Genomic DNA, 17130 nt, shown 5'->3' on the forward strand with positions numbered 1-17130 from the left:
AGCATTGGATTATGGAAACCGTCGAGGTTGATGGGCTGCGGATCGCGTACCAGCGGGCCGGCCAGGGACCGGCGCTGGTCCTGTTCCACGGCGCCGGGGAGGACAGCCGGATCTGGCGCCCCCAGCTGGAGGGCCTCTCGGACGAGTTCACGGTGTACGCCTGGGACGCTCCCGGGTGCGGTCAGTCGGACGACCCCGACCCGGAGATGTCCGCCGCGGAGCTCGGGGCCATCACCGCCGGCTTCCTGCGCGCGGCCGTCCCCGCGAAGCCACACCTTCTGGGGCTGTCGTGGGGTTCCATGGTGGTCCTGGAGCTGTACCGCGGAGATCCCGGACTGCCCGCGTCGCTGGTGCTGGCCTCCGCCTACGCCGGCTGGGCGGGTTCGTTGCCGCCCGAGGAAGTGGAACGGCGCCACGCCCAGGTGGAGGCCGAGATCGATCAGCCTCCGGAGAAGTTCATCGACGAGTGGCTGCCGACACTGTTCACCGACAAGGCCGATCCCGCCGTGGTGGCCGAAGCCAGCAGGATCATGGCAGACGTGCGCCCGGCCGGGCTGCGGGCACTGCTGTCCGCCAGCGGCCGGGCCGACTACCGGCCGGTGCTGCCGACCATCAGCATTCCCACGCTCCTGCTCTACGGCGCAGACGACCAGCGGTCCCCGCTGCACGTCGCCCACGAGCTGCACCGCCAGATTCCGGGTTCAAAACTCGCGGTGATTCCCGACGTCGGGCACGTGGTCCACCTGGAAGCGCCCGACGCCTTCAACACCGAGGTTCGGACTTTCCTGCACGGCATTGCCGGTTGAGCCGCCCAGCCCGCGGGAGGGAGGCCAGCACGCGGGAGACCAGAACGCAGGGGAGGGCCAGCCCGCCGGTTAGGCCGGCCCCCAGGCTGGCCAATTGAGCCCGCACGCCGGTTGGGCCCAACTAGAACCGCGTCGGGTCCGGCCGTGGCGGCGGGACCGGGCCGGGGTCCGGAATCGGCAGCGGCCCCGGCGTGGGAAATGGCCCGGGGGTCGGCGCGGGACCGGGCTCCGGGATCGGCGCCGGGGGCGGAACCGGTCCGGGGTCGGGAAACGGCTCCCCGGGCTGAGGCTCGGGCGTGGTCGGCCCGGGTTCCGGCGGAAACGGCTCAGGTTCGTGCGGCGGTGGGATGGTCATGGCAGGCTCCCTCACTCGTGGTGGATGGTGTGTGCTGCGCCGGCGCGGAAGACCTTCAGCTCCCACGGCCGGAGATGTAGGCGGGGCACTGCCGCGTCGGCGGGGTAGTTGCCCAGGACCAGTTCCGCGCTGTCCCACACGACGGGAACGTCGGCGTCGTCGAGCGCCACCTCCTGGATCTGGCCGGAGAAGTTGCCCAGCACCAGCAGCTTGGTCTCCGGCAGCGAACGGACGAAGGCGTAGACGTGCTCGTCCCGCGGCAGCAGCATAGTGAAGTCCCCGTGCGACACCACGGGCTCGCTATGCCGCAGAGCGATCACCGCCCGGTAGAAGCTGTACACCGAATCCGGGTCGTCGACCTGCGCGGCGGCGTTGATGTGGTTGGCGTTCGGGTTCACCGCAATCCAGGGCGAGCCGGTGGTGAAGCCGGCGTGCCGCGAGGCGTCCCATTGGACCGGGGTGCGCGCGTTGTCGCGGTTCAGCGGCGCGAGCGCGGCGAGGACGTCGGCGTCGGTGTGGCCCAGGTGGGTGGTGGCCTCGCGGTGGTGGTTGAGGACCTCAATGTCCCGGTAGTCGCTGATCGCCCCGAAGGTCATGTTGGTCATGCCGAGTTCTTCGCCCTGGTAGACGTAGGGCGTGCCGCGGTGCAGGTGCAGGACGCCGGCGAGCATCTTGGCGGAGAGTTCCCGGTACTTGCCGTCGTCCCCGAAGCGCGACACCGCCCGGGCCTGGTCGTGGTTGCCCCAGTAGAGGCTGTTCCAGCCCCGCTCCGCCAGGCCGGTCTGCCAGTGGCCCAGGGTCTTCTTGAGGTCCGTGAGCTTGAGTTTCTTGGGCCGCCACTTGTTGCCGTCCTCCTGGTCCAGGGCGACATGCTCGAACTGGAACACCATGTCCACCTCGGCGCGCTCCGGGTCGGTGAACAGGATGGCCTCCTCCACGGTGACACCGGGCATCTCGCCGACGGTCAGCAGCGGGCCGGGGCGTCCGTCGAACACCTCGCGGTGCATCTCTTGCAGGAATTCGTGGATCCGGGGACCGCCGATGTAGAACGGGGTGCCGTCGCCGTAGAGCATCCCGGCGGCGATGGGGCCGTCCGGCAGGGCGGTGTCCTTGGAGATGAAGTTGATGACGTCCATCCGGAAGCCGTCCACCCCCCGGTCCAGCCACCAGTTCATCATTTCGTAGACCGCCGCCCGGACCTCCGGGTTCTCCCAGTTCAGGTCCGGCTGCTTCCGGGAGAAGATGTGGAGGTAGTACTCGCCGGTGGCCTGGTCGAACTCCCAGGCCGGGCCGGAAAACGCCGAGCCCCAGTTGTTCGGCGCCGCTCCCGGGCCGCCGGCGGAGCCGTCCGTGGACGCCTCCCGCGGCGGCCGCCACCAGTACCAGTCCCGCTTGGGATTGTCCTTCGAGGAGCGCGACTCCACGAACCAGGGATGCTCGTCCGAGGTGTGGTTGACCACCAGGTCCATGACCAGCTTCATGCCCCGGGCGTGCAGCCCGTCCGTCAGCTCCCGCAGTTCCTCGAGCGTGCCGAAGATCGGGTCCACATTGCGGTAGTCGCTGATGTCGTACCCGTTGTCATCCTGCGGGGACGTGTAGATCGGGGACAGCCACACGACGTCGACGCCGAGCCGGTGCAGGTAGTCCAGCTTGCTGATGATGCCCCGCAGGTCCCCGATGCCGTCCCCGTTGGAATCGGCGAAGCTGCGCGGATAGATCTGATAGACGACGGCGCTCTGGAACCAATCGCGGGCAGGAACCTCAACGGATTCTTCAGTCGGCTGTTCTACCGTCATGGGGACTCCTCAGCTGGTCCGGCAGCCAGCACCGACGCTGGCTCACCAACGTCTGATTATTGAACAGTTCCCCCGGGCAGGGAAGACCCCGCCCGTGCCATGTGGACGGCACCGGGCAGGGCACCCGGCCCGGTGCCTTAGTTCTGCGAAGCGATGCTCTTGTCCCGGTCCTCGAACACTTCCTCTCCGGGGCCGGTGAAGGCCCGGGAGCGCTGGATCGCCTCGATCGAACCGGTGAACAGCTGGGAGTCGTGCGGATCGGCCGGGTGCCGGCTGGGCTCGTCCGCGGCGGAAACCTTGCCCGCTGGCTTCGCGGCGGTGCCGGACGCAGCGGAGGGGGTGCCCGCCCCGAGCGAAACGGCACCGAGCGATTCGAGCCGGACGTGGGGGAGCGCCGTCGGGTGTTCCTGCTGCAGGAACAGCACCAGCTCCTCGCGGATCAGGCAGCGCAGGTCAAAGAGCGTGGCGCTGTCCGCGGCGCTGACCAGGATGCGGACCCGGACGAAACCGGCAGTCGCGTCGGTGATTTGCAGGATGCCCACCCGCTCGTCCCAGAGCTCGGTGCCGGCCAGGACCCGCTTGAGTTCGGCGCGCATGTCCTCGACCGGGGCACGCCAGTCGAGGTCGAACTCCACGGTGCCCATGACCTCGGACTGCCGTCTGGTCCAGTTCTCGAACGGGGTGGTGGTGAAGTAGGTGGAAGGCAGGATCATCCGCCGGTCATCCCAGATGTGGACCACCACGTAGGTCAGGGTGATCTCCTCGATCCGGCCCCATTCCTTCTGCACCACGACGACGTCGTCGACCCGGATCGCGTCGGTGAAGGCGAGCTGGATGCCCGCGAAGACGTTAACCAGGGAGGTCTGCGCGGCGAGGCCGGCGACGATCGAGATCACACCGGCGGAGGCCAGCAGCCCTGCGCCGAGGGCCTGGATGGCGGGGAACGTCAGCATCGCGATGCCCAGCGCCACGATAACGATCAGGGCGACGCCGATCCGCCGGGCCAGGATGACCTGGGTGCGGAGCCGCCGGGCGCGGCGGTTGTCCGCCACGTCCACCCGGTATCGGGTGAGCACCATGGTCTCGATGATGAGGAACACCGCGATGGCCAGCCACGCGAGCGACCCGATGAGCGCGATCTGCAGCGCGTGGTCCAGGTTGCGGCGCCATTCGGCGTCCTCTGTGGTGAGTCCCAGGGCGATCCGAACGCCGATCAGGCAGAGCGCAAGCCGCAGCGGCAGGCGCGCCACCCGGGACGTCTCGCGGAGGGCGGGCTGGTTCCGGTTGAGCCGGAGCACAATCCGGCGCACCAGCCAGGAGGCGAGGAGCCCGCCGGCCACGGCGAGGGCCACTGCGAGGATGGGGGCCAGAAACGGCATGGCGGGATCGAGGACGTCTTGCATTACTTAAGCTCTAGCAAGCTTCAGCGGGCAACTGAAATCTGCGGGGGGCAACGTGGGTAGCATCACGGCCGCACCGGGACCGGATTCCGTGTCGGTCAGGGCGCCAAGGGCCCAAAGGCCCTAGTTTCCTCGCGGAAAAATCCGAGAATTGTCCAACCACTTTATTTTCCCAGGGGGAGGGTGCCATGCGCCGCGTCGCGTCGTTCGCCACAGCTTTTTCCGCTTTCTGCGCCGCTGCCGTGCTGGCGGGATGCGCGTCACCAGCCGCAGCACCGGCCACCAGTTCCCCGCCTGCCGCAACGGCCACGGCCACCACGAGTGCCTCGCCGGGCACAGCCACCTCGCCCGCCGTCACCGCGCCGGCGGGCTGGAAGACGTTTACGACGGCGGACGGCTCGCTCGCGTTCGACTACCCGGAGTCGTGGACCATCAAGGACCCGGCTGGCCAACCCGCCGAGGGCGGCGCCTTTGTGGAGCTGGTGAGTGACTACGGCAAGACGATGGCGACCCTGCGGACCAACATGGTCACGGGCGCCGAGTGCACGGAGAAGTTCCCTTTCATGATGTATGACTCCGAGCCGGTCCCGGCGCTGGCCCAGGACGGCGTGGCGCCGCGGTTCGTCTACGAGGGGCGGACCGACCCGGACACGAGTGACCCTGCGGCGTCGCTGACCCTGGCCTACGGACTCACGTCCGCGCCCGAGCCCACGGGGGACACCGCCTGCCCGATCTTCCACTTCTTCACCTGGCCGCCCAGCGGCGCCATGTTCGGCGGAGTCTACGATCCGTTCGACACCACCCCGGGAGGTCCCATGCACGTGGATACCCCCGAGGTGTACATGGACACCACCGAGTACAAGTACGTCAAGCAGGCAATCACGTCACTGCGGCCGGCCGGAAAGCAATGACGTGAGGAGGCCGGCGGGGACACCCGGCACTCTCACCGGCTCGGCCCCCGGCCCTTTTCCCCGAGCGGTCCCGGACGCTGTTCACCGCAGCGCGGCAGGCGCCAAGCTGTGGACCAGCCTGGGACTGGTCCTGCTGCTGACGTCCTGCGGCCTGTTCCCCGCCGAGGCCGAGGGCCCCGACGCTTCCGCAAGCCAGACCCAGGGCAGCAGCCCGGCTCCGTCCACTCCGGCTCCGTCCACTCCGGCTCCGTCCGCCACGGCGTCGGACGCCCCTGCGTCCCAGGGGCCGACGTCGGGCTGGCAGACCTTCACGACGACGGACGGGGGACTGTCCTTCGACTACCCCGCGGGCTGGACGGTGAAGGACCCCGGCGGGGCGCTCGGCGGCGACTTCGTGGACGTGCTGAACGCCGGGGGGAAGCCGATGGCGGGCCTGCGCACCAACATCGTCACCGGGGCGGAATGCGTCGGCAAGACCCCGTACGAGGTCTACGACTCCGAGCCGATGGTCGCCCTCGCCGAGGGCGGGGGCGCCGACGGCGGCGTGCCCCGGTACGTGTACGAGTCCCGGGGCGAGGACGCTGGTCCGGTGGCCACGCAGTCCACCATTGCGGCCTACGGCATCACCATGGTCCCCGAAGAGGCCGGCGAACTGGCGTGCCCGATGTTCCACCTGTTCCTGTGGCCGCCAAGCGGCGCTTTCTTCGGCGGGACGTACAACCCGGAGCACAACGAGACGCCCGGGGACCCGGCGCTGCCGTATCTGGAGAAGGCCAGGCTGTACGCGTCCACCCCGGAGTACCGGGACCTCCGGACGATGATCACGTCCCTGCGGCCGGGGGAAATGCCGGCGGGTTAGCAGCCGGGGCCGGCCTGCCCTGGAAGGCGCCCGCGGGGTTACGCTGGCCCTGCCAGCCCGTTCGTCCTGGCACCGTTTCTGCCACTGAAAGGCACGCCATGAGGATCAATCCTCGTCGCACGGACGCGTCCCCGCCCAAGCCCGCTGCCGCCACGGATGCCAATCCCGCTGCCGGCCGGCGCCGGACGAGGCGCCGAAAACGGCTGCGCATCCTCGCCATGGCGGCCCTGATCGCCGTCGGGCTGGGCCTGGTCTCGGCCGTCGCCAACCTGCTGCTGGAGCGGCAGGAACGGGCCAGCATCACCCCCTATGGCGAACGGATTGAGATCGCCGGCGGAACCGTCAACGTGTACCGGAACGGCCAGCCCGGCCAGCCGATCGTGCTCCTCAGCGGGCTGGGAACGGCCGCACCGGCGCTCGACTTCGCGCCGCTGATCCGGGAGCTGGGTGACTACAACGTCACCGTCGTGGAGGGATTCGGCTACGGCTACAGCGACATGAGCGCCAGCGAGCGGAGCAACAAGAACATCAGCACGGAACTCCACGAAGTGCTGGGAAAGCTCGACATCCCGCAGCCGTACGTCCTGGCCGGGCACTCGATCGCAGGCTTTTACATGCTGGACTACACCAACCGCTACCCGGCGGAAGTCGGGGCAGTGATCGGGATCGACGTCACCGTGCCGAAAGCCACGAGCGGGCCGGTGGAGGTGCAGTCGGGAGGCATCGATGTGTTGCGGCTGCTCGCCGTCACCGGAGTCGTCCGCGCCGCCCTCGTGGTGGCCCCCGGGCTTGGCGAACCGGCCGGCGACGCCTACACCCCGGAGGAACGGGAACGCATGCGCCTGATGACGATCTGGAATTTTGGCAGCCCGGCCGTGGCCGATGAGACGGCCCGGATCGGGAACAACGCCTCGGACCTCCGCGGACTCAGCTATCCCGACGGACTGCCCGTGCTGGCCTTCGTCGCCGACGCCGGATCCCCGGAGGCAGCCGGCAAGGCTGAGTCGCTGGAGAACCTGCTGAAGAATGTCCAACGCCACAAAATTGTCCCGCTGGCCGGAGGCCACTACCTGCATTGGACCCAGTCCAAGCCCATGGCCGAGGAGATCAGGACCTTTTTGGAAAGCCGTTAGCCCGGTAGCCGTTAGCCCGGTAGCCCGGTAGCCCGGCCGCCGTCAGCCGCCCGCCCTCAGCTGCCCGTCGTCGGGGGCCCCTCAGCGGGGTGCCGCGACCCGGCACGCAGCGCGGTCCGGACGTTCACCTTCGAGGTGTAGGAAATCGAGCCGTACTGGAAGAGGCGCACGGCGAGGCGGAGCATCACGGCCGCGCCGGTGAAGAGGATCGCGATCACAATGCCGGCCTCGAGCAGGCCCAGGGAGCCGAAGGCGTTGCGCAGCAGTGCGGTCACCGGGGCGGAGAACGGGAAATAGGTGAAGATCTGCACGATCACGGACTGCGGATCGGAGACCACCAGGGCCACGGCGTAGAACGGCACAAAGATCAGCGCCATCATCACGCCCATGAAGTTTCCGGCCTCCTTGGCGGTGGGCATCACGGCGCCGATGGCCACGAGGGTGGTGGTGAACAAGGCGAAACCGCCGACGAGGATCAGCAGGCCAACGGTCATCCGGACCGGGTCCAGGATCAGCGGGGGCACGTCCAGGGCCGTGAGGCTGAGCTCCTCGGGGAAGAACAGCCGGCCGATCAGGACGGGGGAGAGGAACACAATCATCTGCACCAGGCCGATCCCGAACAGCGCGATGACCTTTCCCGCGATGAGCGTCGTCGGTTTGAGCGTGGTCAGGATCATCTCGGTGACGCGGTTTTCCTTCTCCTCCAGCGTGGAGTTGAGCATCTGCCCGGCCAGGAGCACGATCAGCCCGTAGAAGATGACCAGGAAGACCATCGGCGGGATGACCGAGCCCAGGCCGCCGGATTCCTCGGTGCCGTCATAGGTGACGGTTTCGATCTGTACCCGTCCGGCCGCGAGCGCGGACAGCTGCGGGGAGCCGATCCGCTGTTCGACGGCGTGCGTCAGCATGGCTTGCGCGACGGCGGCATACTTGCCGTTCTCGAAGAGGCCCCGGTCCGCGCCGTAGACGCGCACGGGAGTCGACTCGGGCTGCGTAGGGTAGTCGAAGAACGCGTCGACGGTGCCGGACTGCACGGCGGTGATCCCGGCGTCGGGGGAGTCAGCGGCGGTGGCACTGAAGAGCGCGGCGTCCTCGGCGGTGATCAGTCCCGAGGCGTCCGTGTAAGAGATGCTGAACTGGGCGCTTTTTTGCGCCGCGGCCGCGGTGTCCGTGCTGGTGTTGCTGAGGAAGATCAGCCCGAAGACCACGGCAATGATGAGCGGGACGGACAGGGTGCCGATCCAGAAACGGCCTTTGGTCACGGTACGGATGAACTCGAAACTCAGGACCGTACCTAGATTGTGCTGCGCCACGGCACTACGCCCCGTCCCGGGCGGGGGCCGGTGCCGTGCTGAACGTCCCTGCCGCGGCAGGGACGTTCTGGTCGCCGTAGACCCGGATGAAGATGTCCTCCAGGGAGATTTTGGTGGTGGTGAAGCTCCGGACGGTCACGCCGGCGTCGATCAGGTCCTTGAGGATGACGGCTTCGTCGGTGGCATCGGTGAGGGAGAGCTCGGAGTAGTTCGTCTCCTCGAGCACCGCCTCGTAGTGCGGCGAGGGCGGGATGGCGCCGGTGTGCCTGATCCGGATGATGCGGCCGCCGTACTTGTTCTGCACCTCGTCGATGGTCCCGTAGGCCTCCGCGGTGCCGTCCTTGAGCAGGATGACCCGGTCGCAGAGCCGCTCCACTTCCTCCATCTGGTGGGTCACCATGACCACGGTGGCGCCGCCCTGCTTCTGCTCGGCGATGATGTCCATCAGCAGGCGCCGGTTGACGGGGTCAAAACCCTTCGTGGGTTCGTCCAGGATCAGCAGTTCGGGGTTGTTCATGATGGTGACACCGAGCTGGACCTTTTGCTGCTGCCCGCTGGAGAGCTTGTCCAGCACGGCGGTCGCCCGGTCTGCCAGGGCCACCCGGGCCAGGTACTCGAGCGACCATTGCCTGGCGGTGCGCCGTCCCATCCCCTTGAGCCGGCCGAAGTAGGTCATGATGTCGATGACCTTTTCCTTTTTGTAGAGCCCGCGCTCTTCGGGAAGGTAGCCCAGCCGGTCGCCGTGCTCCGGTTTGAAGTCCCGGCCGTTGATGTGGAGGATCCCGGCAGTGGGCTCGTAGATGCCGAGCAGGGCCCTGATGGTGGTGGTCTTGCCGGAGCCGTTGCTGCCGAGGAAACCGAAAGTCTCGCCGGCGTGCACGTCAAACGACAGGTCGCGGACCACGGTGGTGTCGCCGAAGTCCATCCGGAAGCCGCTGATGTGGACCCGTGCCTCGTCCATTGCGGCTCCCGATGATGCCGGGCTACCCGCCCGGGATTTTGCCGATGCCCCGCCTATACGGCGGGGGCATGCCGGTGACGGCGGTGGGCCGGTGTCGGCAGGCCTGCCCTGGTCTTGCCGGTGCCGCCCCAGGCGTTGGAACGGGCTTCCTTGATCAGTCCTGTGCCTGCGCATTCGCGGACCGCCATGATGCCGTCCGCGGCGGCCCGCTTGTCCTCAAACGCCTTGGAAATCGCCAAAACCGTGCCGTCGGCGCCGAGGAGCCGGAACCGGACGTTGGCCTCAGCGTCCGTGAAGATCTCGAATTGTCCTGCCATCTTGTTTGTCCTTTCGGGCAATGCAGCACGGCGGGAGGGTGAGGCACTTCCATGTGCCATGCCGTTTTCTCGACATGTCCCCGCAGCGCGTCTGACCATCCTTCCGGCTCAGGTCTGCGGACGGTAAGGGGCAAAGGTCCCTATGTGGAAAGTGCACGATTCCTCTGGCGGCGCCCGCCGGGGGGAGCGCTAGATTGGGTGCATGGCTGAGTTTCCGAGGGGCGATTCCGGCGAGTGGGTCCGTCTGACGGCGCGGGTGGACGGCGTGGTGCAGGCCGTTGGCTTCCGCTACTGGACGGTGCGCCAGGCCGATGAGCTGGGGCTGACCGGCACGGTCCGGAACAACACCGACGGTTCGGTGGGCATCGTGGCGGAGGGACCCCAGTCGGTGGTGCTGGAGTTCCGGCGCTGGCTGCGCTCGCCGGAAGCGCCGGGACGGGTGGAGAACGTCGAGGAATCGATCTCCCGGGCCACGGGGGCGTTCAGTAATTTCCGGGTGGTGTACTAGGCCCGGTGAAGCGGGCCAGGAACTCGAGCACCGCGGGGTGGGCAGGGTTGATGAGATGACCGCCGGGCACCAGCGCGCTCTCGGCCGCGGGCAGCAGCTCCGCGAGGCGCGCATTGACGCTCCGCAGCACGCCGGGCGAGTCCTCCGCGGAGACGAGCAGTGCCGGCTGCCGGACGGTGGCCAGCTCCTCCGGTCCCAGGGCGGGCGGGTTCTCGCTGAGGTCCAGTCCGTCGCCCCTGATCTCGGCCAGCACAGCCGGACTCGTGTCCTCGAACATGTCCCGGAGCTCCCCGGGAAGCGCCTCCCACACCTGGTCGCCCACGGCCTCCCGGATGACAACGGCCGCCGCGGCGCGCGGGTCCGTTGCCGCCGCCTCCAGCACCTGGTCCCGTAGCCGGTCGGCCCACGCCTGGGCCTCGGGGTCCAGCCAGAACACCGCGGGTTCCAGCAGGACCAGTGCCGTCACCCGCTCCGGGTGCCGGTGCGCGAGGGCGAGGGCGATCTCCCCGCCGGTGCTGCGTCCGATGACAACTGCCGGCGTCGCGGAGAGGGCATCCAGCAGGGCGTACGCATCGTCGACGTGCTCGGACAGGTCGACGGCGGCAAAGGGTTCCGGGCGCTCGCTGCGGTGGAAGCCGCGGCGGTCGTAGGTGATGCAGCGGCAGATCCTGGCGAGCTCGGCGGCCGGTTCCTCCCACAGCACCGCGGAGCTGGGCGTCCCGTGAATGCCGAGGACGGGCAGCCCGGCGCCGCGCTCTTCGTAGTACAGCTCGACGCCGTTGACGCTCACCCGGGGCATGGATTAAGCGTAGGACGGTCGCCGCCTGGAGTCACCGTCGTGTGCCATGACCAGGCCGGGGCCTAGAGTGAAGGCCGATCCAGGCGTGACCGGGGCAAAGGTCCCTCGGCAGCGGGCCCGTTTCTGAGTAGGGTGGCCCCATGCAGAAGATATCGCTCGATGCCCTTGCCCGTCAGCAGCTGGCGGCTGCGGTGGCGGCACCCAGCGGGCGTGCTGCGGATACGGCGTTTGGTGGCCATGAGAAAACCCTCCGCCAGACGGTGATGGCGTTCCGGGCCGGGACGCAGTTGAGCGAGCACCAGAACCCCGGCGAGGCGACCGTGTTTGTGCTCCGCGGCTGCGTGCGGCTCCGCGCGGGCAATGAATCCTGGCAGGGCAAGACCGGGGACCTGCTGATCGTGCCGGACGGGCTGCACAGCCTGGAAGCAGAAGAGGACTCCGCGATCCTGATGACCGTCGCGAAAATCAAGACCTGACGGACCGGCCGCAGGCCGGGAGACGAGCCGGGCCACGGTCGAGGCGGCCAGGGCCGGATTACCGCAAGGAGCTGGACATGACTGTCGTTCCGTTCGATGAGGTTCCACAGACCCGGCGGTGGTGGGCGCGCGCCGCTTATCTCGCGGTCTTCTGCGCGGCGCTGGTCCCGCTAGTGGCCGCGGGGTTGGCGGGAACCGTTGCCCTGCTCGTGACCGCTGCCGGCGGCCTCGTGGTGATGGTGGCTGGGATCTACTGGTTCCTCATCAGCCGCGGTTTTCTGCGCTGGTGTGCGCTGGTGCTGGCGGTGCTCGCCCCGCTGGTGGTGCTCTTCCTCTTCGTTCAGGCGGGCCTGCTGTTGGAGGTCATGATCACCGTGGGGCTGGTGTTTGTGGCGCTCGTCTGTGCCCGTGCTGCCCTCCGTGAGCCCCGGGCAGGGTCGAAGATGACCGAGTACCCCGCCCCCAAACCGAAGCACCCCTTCGTGGTGATGAATCCGCGCTCCGGCGGCGGCAAGGTGGTGAAGTTCGAGCTGCAGCGGAAGGCGGAGGAGCTCGGGGCCGAGGTGGCGCTGCTGGAGGGTCCGGGCAAGGTGGATGTCGCGGCCCTGGCCCGGGATGCGGTGGCCAGGGGAGCCGACCTGCTCGGCGTCGCCGGCGGTGACGGAACCCAGGCGCTGGTGGCCGGCATCGCGGCCGAGCACAACCTCCCGTTCCTGGTGATCAGCGCCGGCACCCGCAACCATTTCGCCCTCGATCTCGGCCTGGACCGGGAGGACCCCACCGGCTGCCTGGATGCCCTCCGTGACGGGGTGGAGCTGCACGTGGACCTGGGGAAGATCAACGGCCGCACCTTCGTCAACAATGCTTCCTTCGGGGTCTACGCCGAGGTGGTGCAGAGCCCGGAGTACCGCGATGACAAGGCCGGGACCGTGCTGCAGATGCTCCCGGATCTGATCAAGGGCGCCAAGGGCGCGCGGCTGCACGCCAAGATTGACGGCACCACCGTGGACGGGCCGCAGGCGGTGCTGGTGAGCAATGGCCCGTACGGCAGCCACGACCTCGCGGGCCTGGGCCGCCGCACCCGGCTTGACCGGCGCGTGCTGGGGGCGGTGGCGCTCTCCGCGTCGACCACCCGTGAAGCTGTCGGCCTGCTGCGGCGGGCGACGAAGCGCGGCCTGATCCAGCGCACCGCGGCGGAGGTGGTGGTCGACGCCGATGTGCCCGAGATCCCGGTCGGGGTGGACGGCGAGGCGCTGCTTATTCCCACCCCGGTGCGGTGCACCATCGAACCCGCCGCCCTGCGCGTCGTGGTTCCGCGGAAGCGTCCGGGCGTCCCGCCCGCCCAGCCGGCGCTGGACCTGATCCGGCTCCGTGAGCTGGCGTGGGGGCACCGGACGGCGGTGCACGCAACGGCCTAGGGGGCCGCTAGCGGCGGATAACGCGGGTGCACGCGGATGACGCGGGCGTCCTAGTTGCGCCTCGCCCAGAGCTGCAGCCAGATCAGCAGGCGCGTCTCGGGATCGTCCAGGTCAATGCCGAAGAGCGGCTCCACCCGGGACAGGCGGTAGCGGACCGTGTTGACGTGCACGTCCAGGGATTTGGCGGCTTCCACGGCGTTACCGCTGCAGTTCAGGTAGGCGTAGATGGTTTCTTCGAACGACTTCCTCTGGTGTTCGTCATACTCGGCGATCCGGAGGGCATGGGCGCCGGGCAGCTGGCCGGACGCCGTCAACGACGTCACCATCTGGCGCAGATGCAGGCTGGAGCCGAGGGATTCGTCGTCGGCGACGATGTCATCGGAATCGGCCGCTATGCGTCCCTCCGCGACATTCCGCACCAGCTCGGACAGGACCAGTTCGGCGTTGACCCGGGACTCCCCGAGCCGGTCGATCGGGGCCGCCACACCGAGTGCGGCCAGGACCGGCCGGGCGAGCAGCCGCCGGGCGTTCTGCACAATCTTCAGAAGCGTGCCGCGCTGGAACTGCCGGGAGGATCCGGCGGTCTGTGGCAGGACGATGTAGACGACGTTGTCCGCGAACCCGCAGACGGCCGACGGCAGCCGGATGGCGCAGGCGGTCCGGATGGCGTCAAAGAGCCGCAGACGGGATTGCAGGGTTTCGGACGCCATGGCATCCGACGGCCAGATGCCCAGGGCCGCGACGCGGATCGAGGACGCCGAGATCCCGAGCCGGATGGCGGCGAGTTCGGCGCGCTGCGGCTCGAACAGCAGAGGCTGGACCAGGTCGATCTGGCGGGTCAGGTTCGAGACGTAGGTGGTGCGCTTGTGCAGGATGTGGAGTGCCGCAACATTGGCGGCGTCCCGGAGGATCCGGTGCGTGTCCTCGTTGTGGTGTTCCGCCCGTTCGAGGAGCCAGAGCGAGCCGAGCACGGCGTCGCCGGCCCGGATGGAAACGGCCGTGCGCCGGAGCAGCGGATCCGCCGTCGCCACCTGCAGCACCCCGGTGGCGGCATGGACGCGGCGGTAGTCCTTGTCGGTTTCGGCCGACGGCGGCACTTGCAGCCGGAGGATGGAGCTCCTGCGCGTCTCGTCGATGGGCTGGTCCGGGAGGGTCGAATACGCCAGCACCGTCTGGTCGGGAGCGGCGATCGCGACGGCGCCGCCCGCCTGGGCGGCCACGGTGTTGGCGAGATCGAACAGGTCACCCGGGCGGATGTCCACCAGCGTGCGGCCCGATTGCCGGTGCGGGACGACGGCGGCGTCCATAATCTCCGCGACCTGGTTCCACGGGACCGAGTCCGAGGCCCGGAAAAGGGCGATCCCCGCTTCCCGGGCAGCCGCCCGCAGCGCCTTGTCCGGGCTGCCGTTGGACTTGTAGACAATGGCCACGTACCCGGCATCGCACAGCTCCCGGACCTTGGCGCCGAGACGCTTCCCCGACAAGGACAAACCGATGGCCAACGCAACGGCACCGGGGAACCTGGCCGGCAGGGCCGTCGAATCGTAAAGCACGGCGCCCGCGACAATCTGCTGGTCATCGGCCGGCCTCTCGACCAGGCTGACAATTTCCGACCCAGCCGAGCGGGCGACGTCGGCCAGGGTAGGCAGCGGGTGCCTCTCCTCCGACGGAGCCGCCGTCACGGCTTCGCCAGTTTCACCGTTTGGTAGTTACTGCTAATGATGAGCCTCCCAGTTTGTCGCTAGCTCCATAGTTGCGCGGCCTTCCACTTCCTACGCTGAACCATAACGCAGGACAGCAACAGGAAAGGCCCTCATTGAAAATCAGCGATGCCAGGCAGCTCATCCAGGTGAAGGCCCCCGTCCTCTCACGCCGACGCCGGGTCCTGGCCAACGCCTTTAACGTCGAGGAGTACCGGAAGTCGGCACAGCGGGTCCTGCCGGCCGGGATCTTCGATTACCTCGACGGCGGCTCCGAGGACGAAGTGACGCTCCGCCGCAACCGCGCCGTCTTCGACTCCTGGGCGCTGATGCCCAGCTGGGGCCCGGTCTCCGGACCCGATACCAGCACCACCCTGCTCGGAAGAAGCAGCGCCCTGCCCCTGACCCTGACGCCCACCGGCGCAACCCGGCTGTTCCACCCCGAGGGCGAGCTCGCGGTCGCGGCCGCCGCGGACCGGGCACACATCCCCTACGGGCTGGCCGGGCTGAGCACCGTGGCCATGGAAACCATTGCGGAGAACCAACCGGGACTCGACCGCTGGTTCAACTTCGGGCTCACCTCCGACGCCCAGGCCCTGAAGGACAAACTGGCGCGCTGCGAAGCCGCCGGATTCAACACACTGATTGTCGGCGTCGACACCCGGGCCCTCGGCGCCCGGGAACGGGACCTGCACAACGGCTTCACCGCACCTCCCGCACTGACGCTGTCAACCATCGCGGACATCGCCCGCCGGCCCGCCTGGTGGATCAACTTCCTGAAGTCGGACGGCATCAGTTTCCCGAACCTGGACCCGCGCAGTGCCGCGGCCACCTCCGTGGTCACCCCGTCCATGTGGCAGCACATCCTTGGCCACTCGGACGCGACGAGCGGATGGAAGGAACTCGTCGCGTTGCGGCAGGCCTGGCAGGGCAAGATCGTGCTCAAGGGCTGCGTCAACCCGGCCGACGTCGCAAAGGCCGCCCGGATCGGCCTGGACGCCGTCCAGCTGAGCAACCACGGCGGCCGCCAGCTCGACCACATGCTGAGCCCGATGGATGTGCTGCAGGAATCCCGGCAGCGGGTGGGCGATTCGATCGAGATCTATGTGGACTCGGGAATCCGCCGGGGCAGCGACATCCTCAAGGCGCTGGCGCTGGGCGCCGACGCCTGCTCGATCGGCAGGGCCTACCTGTACGGACTGGTGGCGGCGGGCTCGCCCGGCGTCGGGCGCATCATCGAGATTTTCGGAGACGAGCTGCGGCGTACGATGACGTTAGTGGGCGTTTCCAGCATTCCGGAGTTGAAAGCTCGAGGCGGGGAAATTCTTCGGGACATCCGTCATTCCGGAGAAATCCTCGAAACAACAGCGTCAGGCAACACGCACTAACGAGTTCTGAACTTGCAGGCACCCGGCGCCCTCCTCCCGCAGACTTGCGGGAACAAGGGCCAACTCTGAACAGCTAAGGAAACCATGCGCACCCGATACGTACTTCCCGTTCTCACCATAGCGACGGCACTCGCACTCTCCGGCTGCGTCGACAACAGCGCACCGGCCGCCACCGGAACGGCCTCCGGAAGCGCCGACGCCATCGAGGTGAAAAAGAATGACTCCATCGCCGCGATGCTCCCGGAGAAGATGAAGACCGCGGGCGTCCTGAACGTCGGCATGGCCAACAACTACCCGCCCAACGAGTTCAAGGACGACAACGGTGCGCCGGCCGGCTGGGCCGTGGACCTCACCAACGCCCTCGGCCAGGTCATGGGCCTGAAGGTCAACTTCGACATCGGCACCTTCGACAACATCCTTCCGGCGGTGAAGGCAGGAAAGGACGACATCGGCGTCTCCTCCTTCACCGACACCCTGGAACGCGAACAGCAGGTCGATTTCGTCAACTACTACTCCGCCGGAATCCAGTGGGCCGCCCCGAAGGGCAAGACCGTGGACCCCGAGAACGCCTGCGGGCTCAAGGTCGCCGTCCAGGCCACCACCTACCAGGACACGCACGAGGTGCCGGCGAAGTCGAAGGCCTGCACCGACGCCGGCAAGCCCGCCATCACCATCTTCAAGTACGACGCCCAGGACCAGGCCACCAACGCCCTGGTGGTGGGACAGGTGGACGCGATGAGCGCCGATTCCCCGGTGACCCTGTACGCGATCTCCAAGACCAAGGACAAGCTGCAGACCGCCGGCGACGCCTTCGAAGTGGCGCCCTACGGGATGCCGGTCGCCAAGGGCAGCGAATTCACGCCAGTCCTGCAGAAGGCCCTCCAGACGCTGATCGACGATGGCACGTACAACAAGATCCTCGCAAAGTGGGGCGTGGAAGCCGGCGGCGTCAAGACGGCGGATCTCAACGTCGCAGCCAAAGGGTGATAG

Annotated in this window: 16 protein-coding genes; 9 read left to right on the forward strand and 7 right to left on the reverse strand. The window is 68.3% G+C overall.

The annotated features are described in order from the left end of the window. Window positions 1–11 precede the first annotated feature (11 nt). Window positions 12–806 (forward strand): alpha/beta fold hydrolase, encoded by a 795-nt coding sequence (locus tag J2W14_RS14615; RefSeq protein WP_307463804.1) that lies wholly within the window; start codon window positions 12–14, stop codon window positions 804–806. A 366-nt stretch (window positions 807–1172) separates the two neighbouring features. Here J2W14_RS14615 and J2W14_RS14620 read toward each other — a convergent pair whose 3' ends face one another. Together J2W14_RS14620 and J2W14_RS14625 are read right to left on the reverse strand one after the other, a co-directional pair. Continuing rightward, window positions 1173–2957 carry a glycoside hydrolase family 13 protein gene (locus J2W14_RS14620; RefSeq protein WP_307463807.1) on the reverse strand — a complete coding sequence of 595 codons (1785 nt, stop codon included), beginning with the start codon at window positions 2955–2957 and terminating at the stop codon, window positions 1173–1175. Between the two features lie 137 nt (window positions 2958–3094). Then, a complete protein-coding gene (locus J2W14_RS14625) occupies window positions 3095–4360 on the reverse strand; it encodes a mechanosensitive ion channel family protein (RefSeq protein ID WP_307463809.1) in 1266 nt (421 codons plus the stop codon). A gap of 185 nt (window positions 4361–4545) precedes the next feature. On the opposite strand from J2W14_RS14625, the gene J2W14_RS14630 reads away from it, so the two are divergent. From J2W14_RS14630 to J2W14_RS14640, 3 genes are all read left to right on the forward strand, one after another. Further along, window positions 4546–5268, forward strand: coding sequence for a hypothetical protein (locus J2W14_RS14630; protein WP_307463811.1), 723 nt, complete (start codon window positions 4546–4548; stop codon window positions 5266–5268). A 1-nt stretch (window position 5269) separates the two neighbouring features. Further along, window positions 5270–6127, forward strand: a complete 858-nt coding sequence (locus J2W14_RS14635; protein WP_307463813.1) for a hypothetical protein — start codon at window positions 5270–5272, stop codon at window positions 6125–6127. Window positions 6128–6225: 98 nt separating this feature from the next. Next, window positions 6226–7260 carry an alpha/beta fold hydrolase gene (locus J2W14_RS14640; RefSeq protein WP_307463814.1) on the forward strand — a complete coding sequence of 345 codons (1035 nt, stop codon included), beginning with the start codon at window positions 6226–6228 and terminating at the stop codon, window positions 7258–7260. Window positions 7261–7316: 56 nt separating this feature from the next. Here J2W14_RS14640 and J2W14_RS14645 read toward each other — a convergent pair whose 3' ends face one another. The 3 genes from J2W14_RS14645 to J2W14_RS14655 are packed head-to-tail and all read right to left on the reverse strand — an operon-like array spanning window position 7317 to window position 9851. Continuing rightward, the gene (locus J2W14_RS14645) at window positions 7317–8573 is read right to left on the reverse strand and encodes an ABC transporter permease (RefSeq protein ID WP_307463816.1); all 1257 of its coding nucleotides are present in this window, start codon (window positions 8571–8573) and stop codon (window positions 7317–7319) included. Between the two features lie 4 nt (window positions 8574–8577). Beyond that, a complete protein-coding gene (locus J2W14_RS14650) occupies window positions 8578–9534 on the reverse strand; it encodes an ABC transporter ATP-binding protein (RefSeq protein ID WP_307463817.1) in 957 nt (318 codons plus the stop codon). Window positions 9535–9587: 53 nt separating this feature from the next. Continuing rightward, complete coding sequence (locus J2W14_RS14655) at window positions 9588–9851, reverse strand: YegP family protein (protein WP_307463818.1); 264 nt, start codon at window positions 9849–9851, stop codon at window positions 9588–9590. 202 nt (window positions 9852–10053) lie between these two features. Between J2W14_RS14655 and J2W14_RS14660 the strand changes: the two genes are divergently transcribed. Continuing rightward, window positions 10054–10359: an acylphosphatase gene (locus J2W14_RS14660; protein ID WP_307463820.1), complete on the forward strand. Its 306-nt coding sequence runs from the start codon at window positions 10054–10056 to the stop codon at window positions 10357–10359. Here the strand turns inward: J2W14_RS14660 and J2W14_RS14665 are convergent. Then, complete coding sequence (locus tag J2W14_RS14665) at window positions 10334–11158, reverse strand: alpha/beta fold hydrolase (protein ID WP_307463822.1); 825 nt, start codon at window positions 11156–11158, stop codon at window positions 10334–10336. The genes J2W14_RS14660 and J2W14_RS14665 overlap by 26 nt on opposite strands. A 140-nt stretch (window positions 11159–11298) precedes the next feature. Here J2W14_RS14665 and J2W14_RS14670 point away from each other — a divergent pair, with 140 nt between their 5' ends. Further along, window positions 11299–11634: a cupin domain-containing protein gene (locus J2W14_RS14670; RefSeq protein ID WP_282383819.1), complete on the forward strand. Its 336-nt coding sequence runs from the start codon at window positions 11299–11301 to the stop codon at window positions 11632–11634. Between the two features lie 77 nt (window positions 11635–11711). After that, window positions 11712–13052 carry a diacylglycerol/lipid kinase family protein gene (locus tag J2W14_RS14675; protein WP_307463825.1) on the forward strand — a complete coding sequence of 447 codons (1341 nt, stop codon included), beginning with the start codon at window positions 11712–11714 and terminating at the stop codon, window positions 13050–13052. Window positions 13053–13102: 50 nt separating this feature from the next. On the opposite strand, the gene J2W14_RS14680 is transcribed toward J2W14_RS14675, so the two are convergent. Further along, a complete protein-coding gene (locus J2W14_RS14680; protein WP_307463827.1) occupies window positions 13103–14734 on the reverse strand; it encodes a PucR family transcriptional regulator in 1632 nt (543 codons plus the stop codon). Window positions 14735–14868: 134 nt separating this feature from the next. Here J2W14_RS14680 and J2W14_RS14685 point away from each other — a divergent pair, with 134 nt between their 5' ends. Further along, window positions 14869–16140, forward strand: coding sequence for an alpha-hydroxy acid oxidase (locus J2W14_RS14685; RefSeq protein WP_307463829.1), 1272 nt, complete (start codon window positions 14869–14871; stop codon window positions 16138–16140). Between the two features lie 84 nt (window positions 16141–16224). Beyond that, window positions 16225–17127, forward strand: a complete 903-nt coding sequence (locus J2W14_RS14690; protein ID WP_307463831.1) for an ABC transporter substrate-binding protein — start codon at window positions 16225–16227, stop codon at window positions 17125–17127. The last annotated feature ends 3 nt before the right edge of the window (window positions 17128–17130 follow it).

The sequence above is a fragment of the Pseudarthrobacter oxydans genome, from assembly GCF_030812335.1.
Classification (GTDB): domain Bacteria; phylum Actinomycetota; class Actinomycetes; order Actinomycetales; family Micrococcaceae; genus Arthrobacter; species Arthrobacter oxydans_B.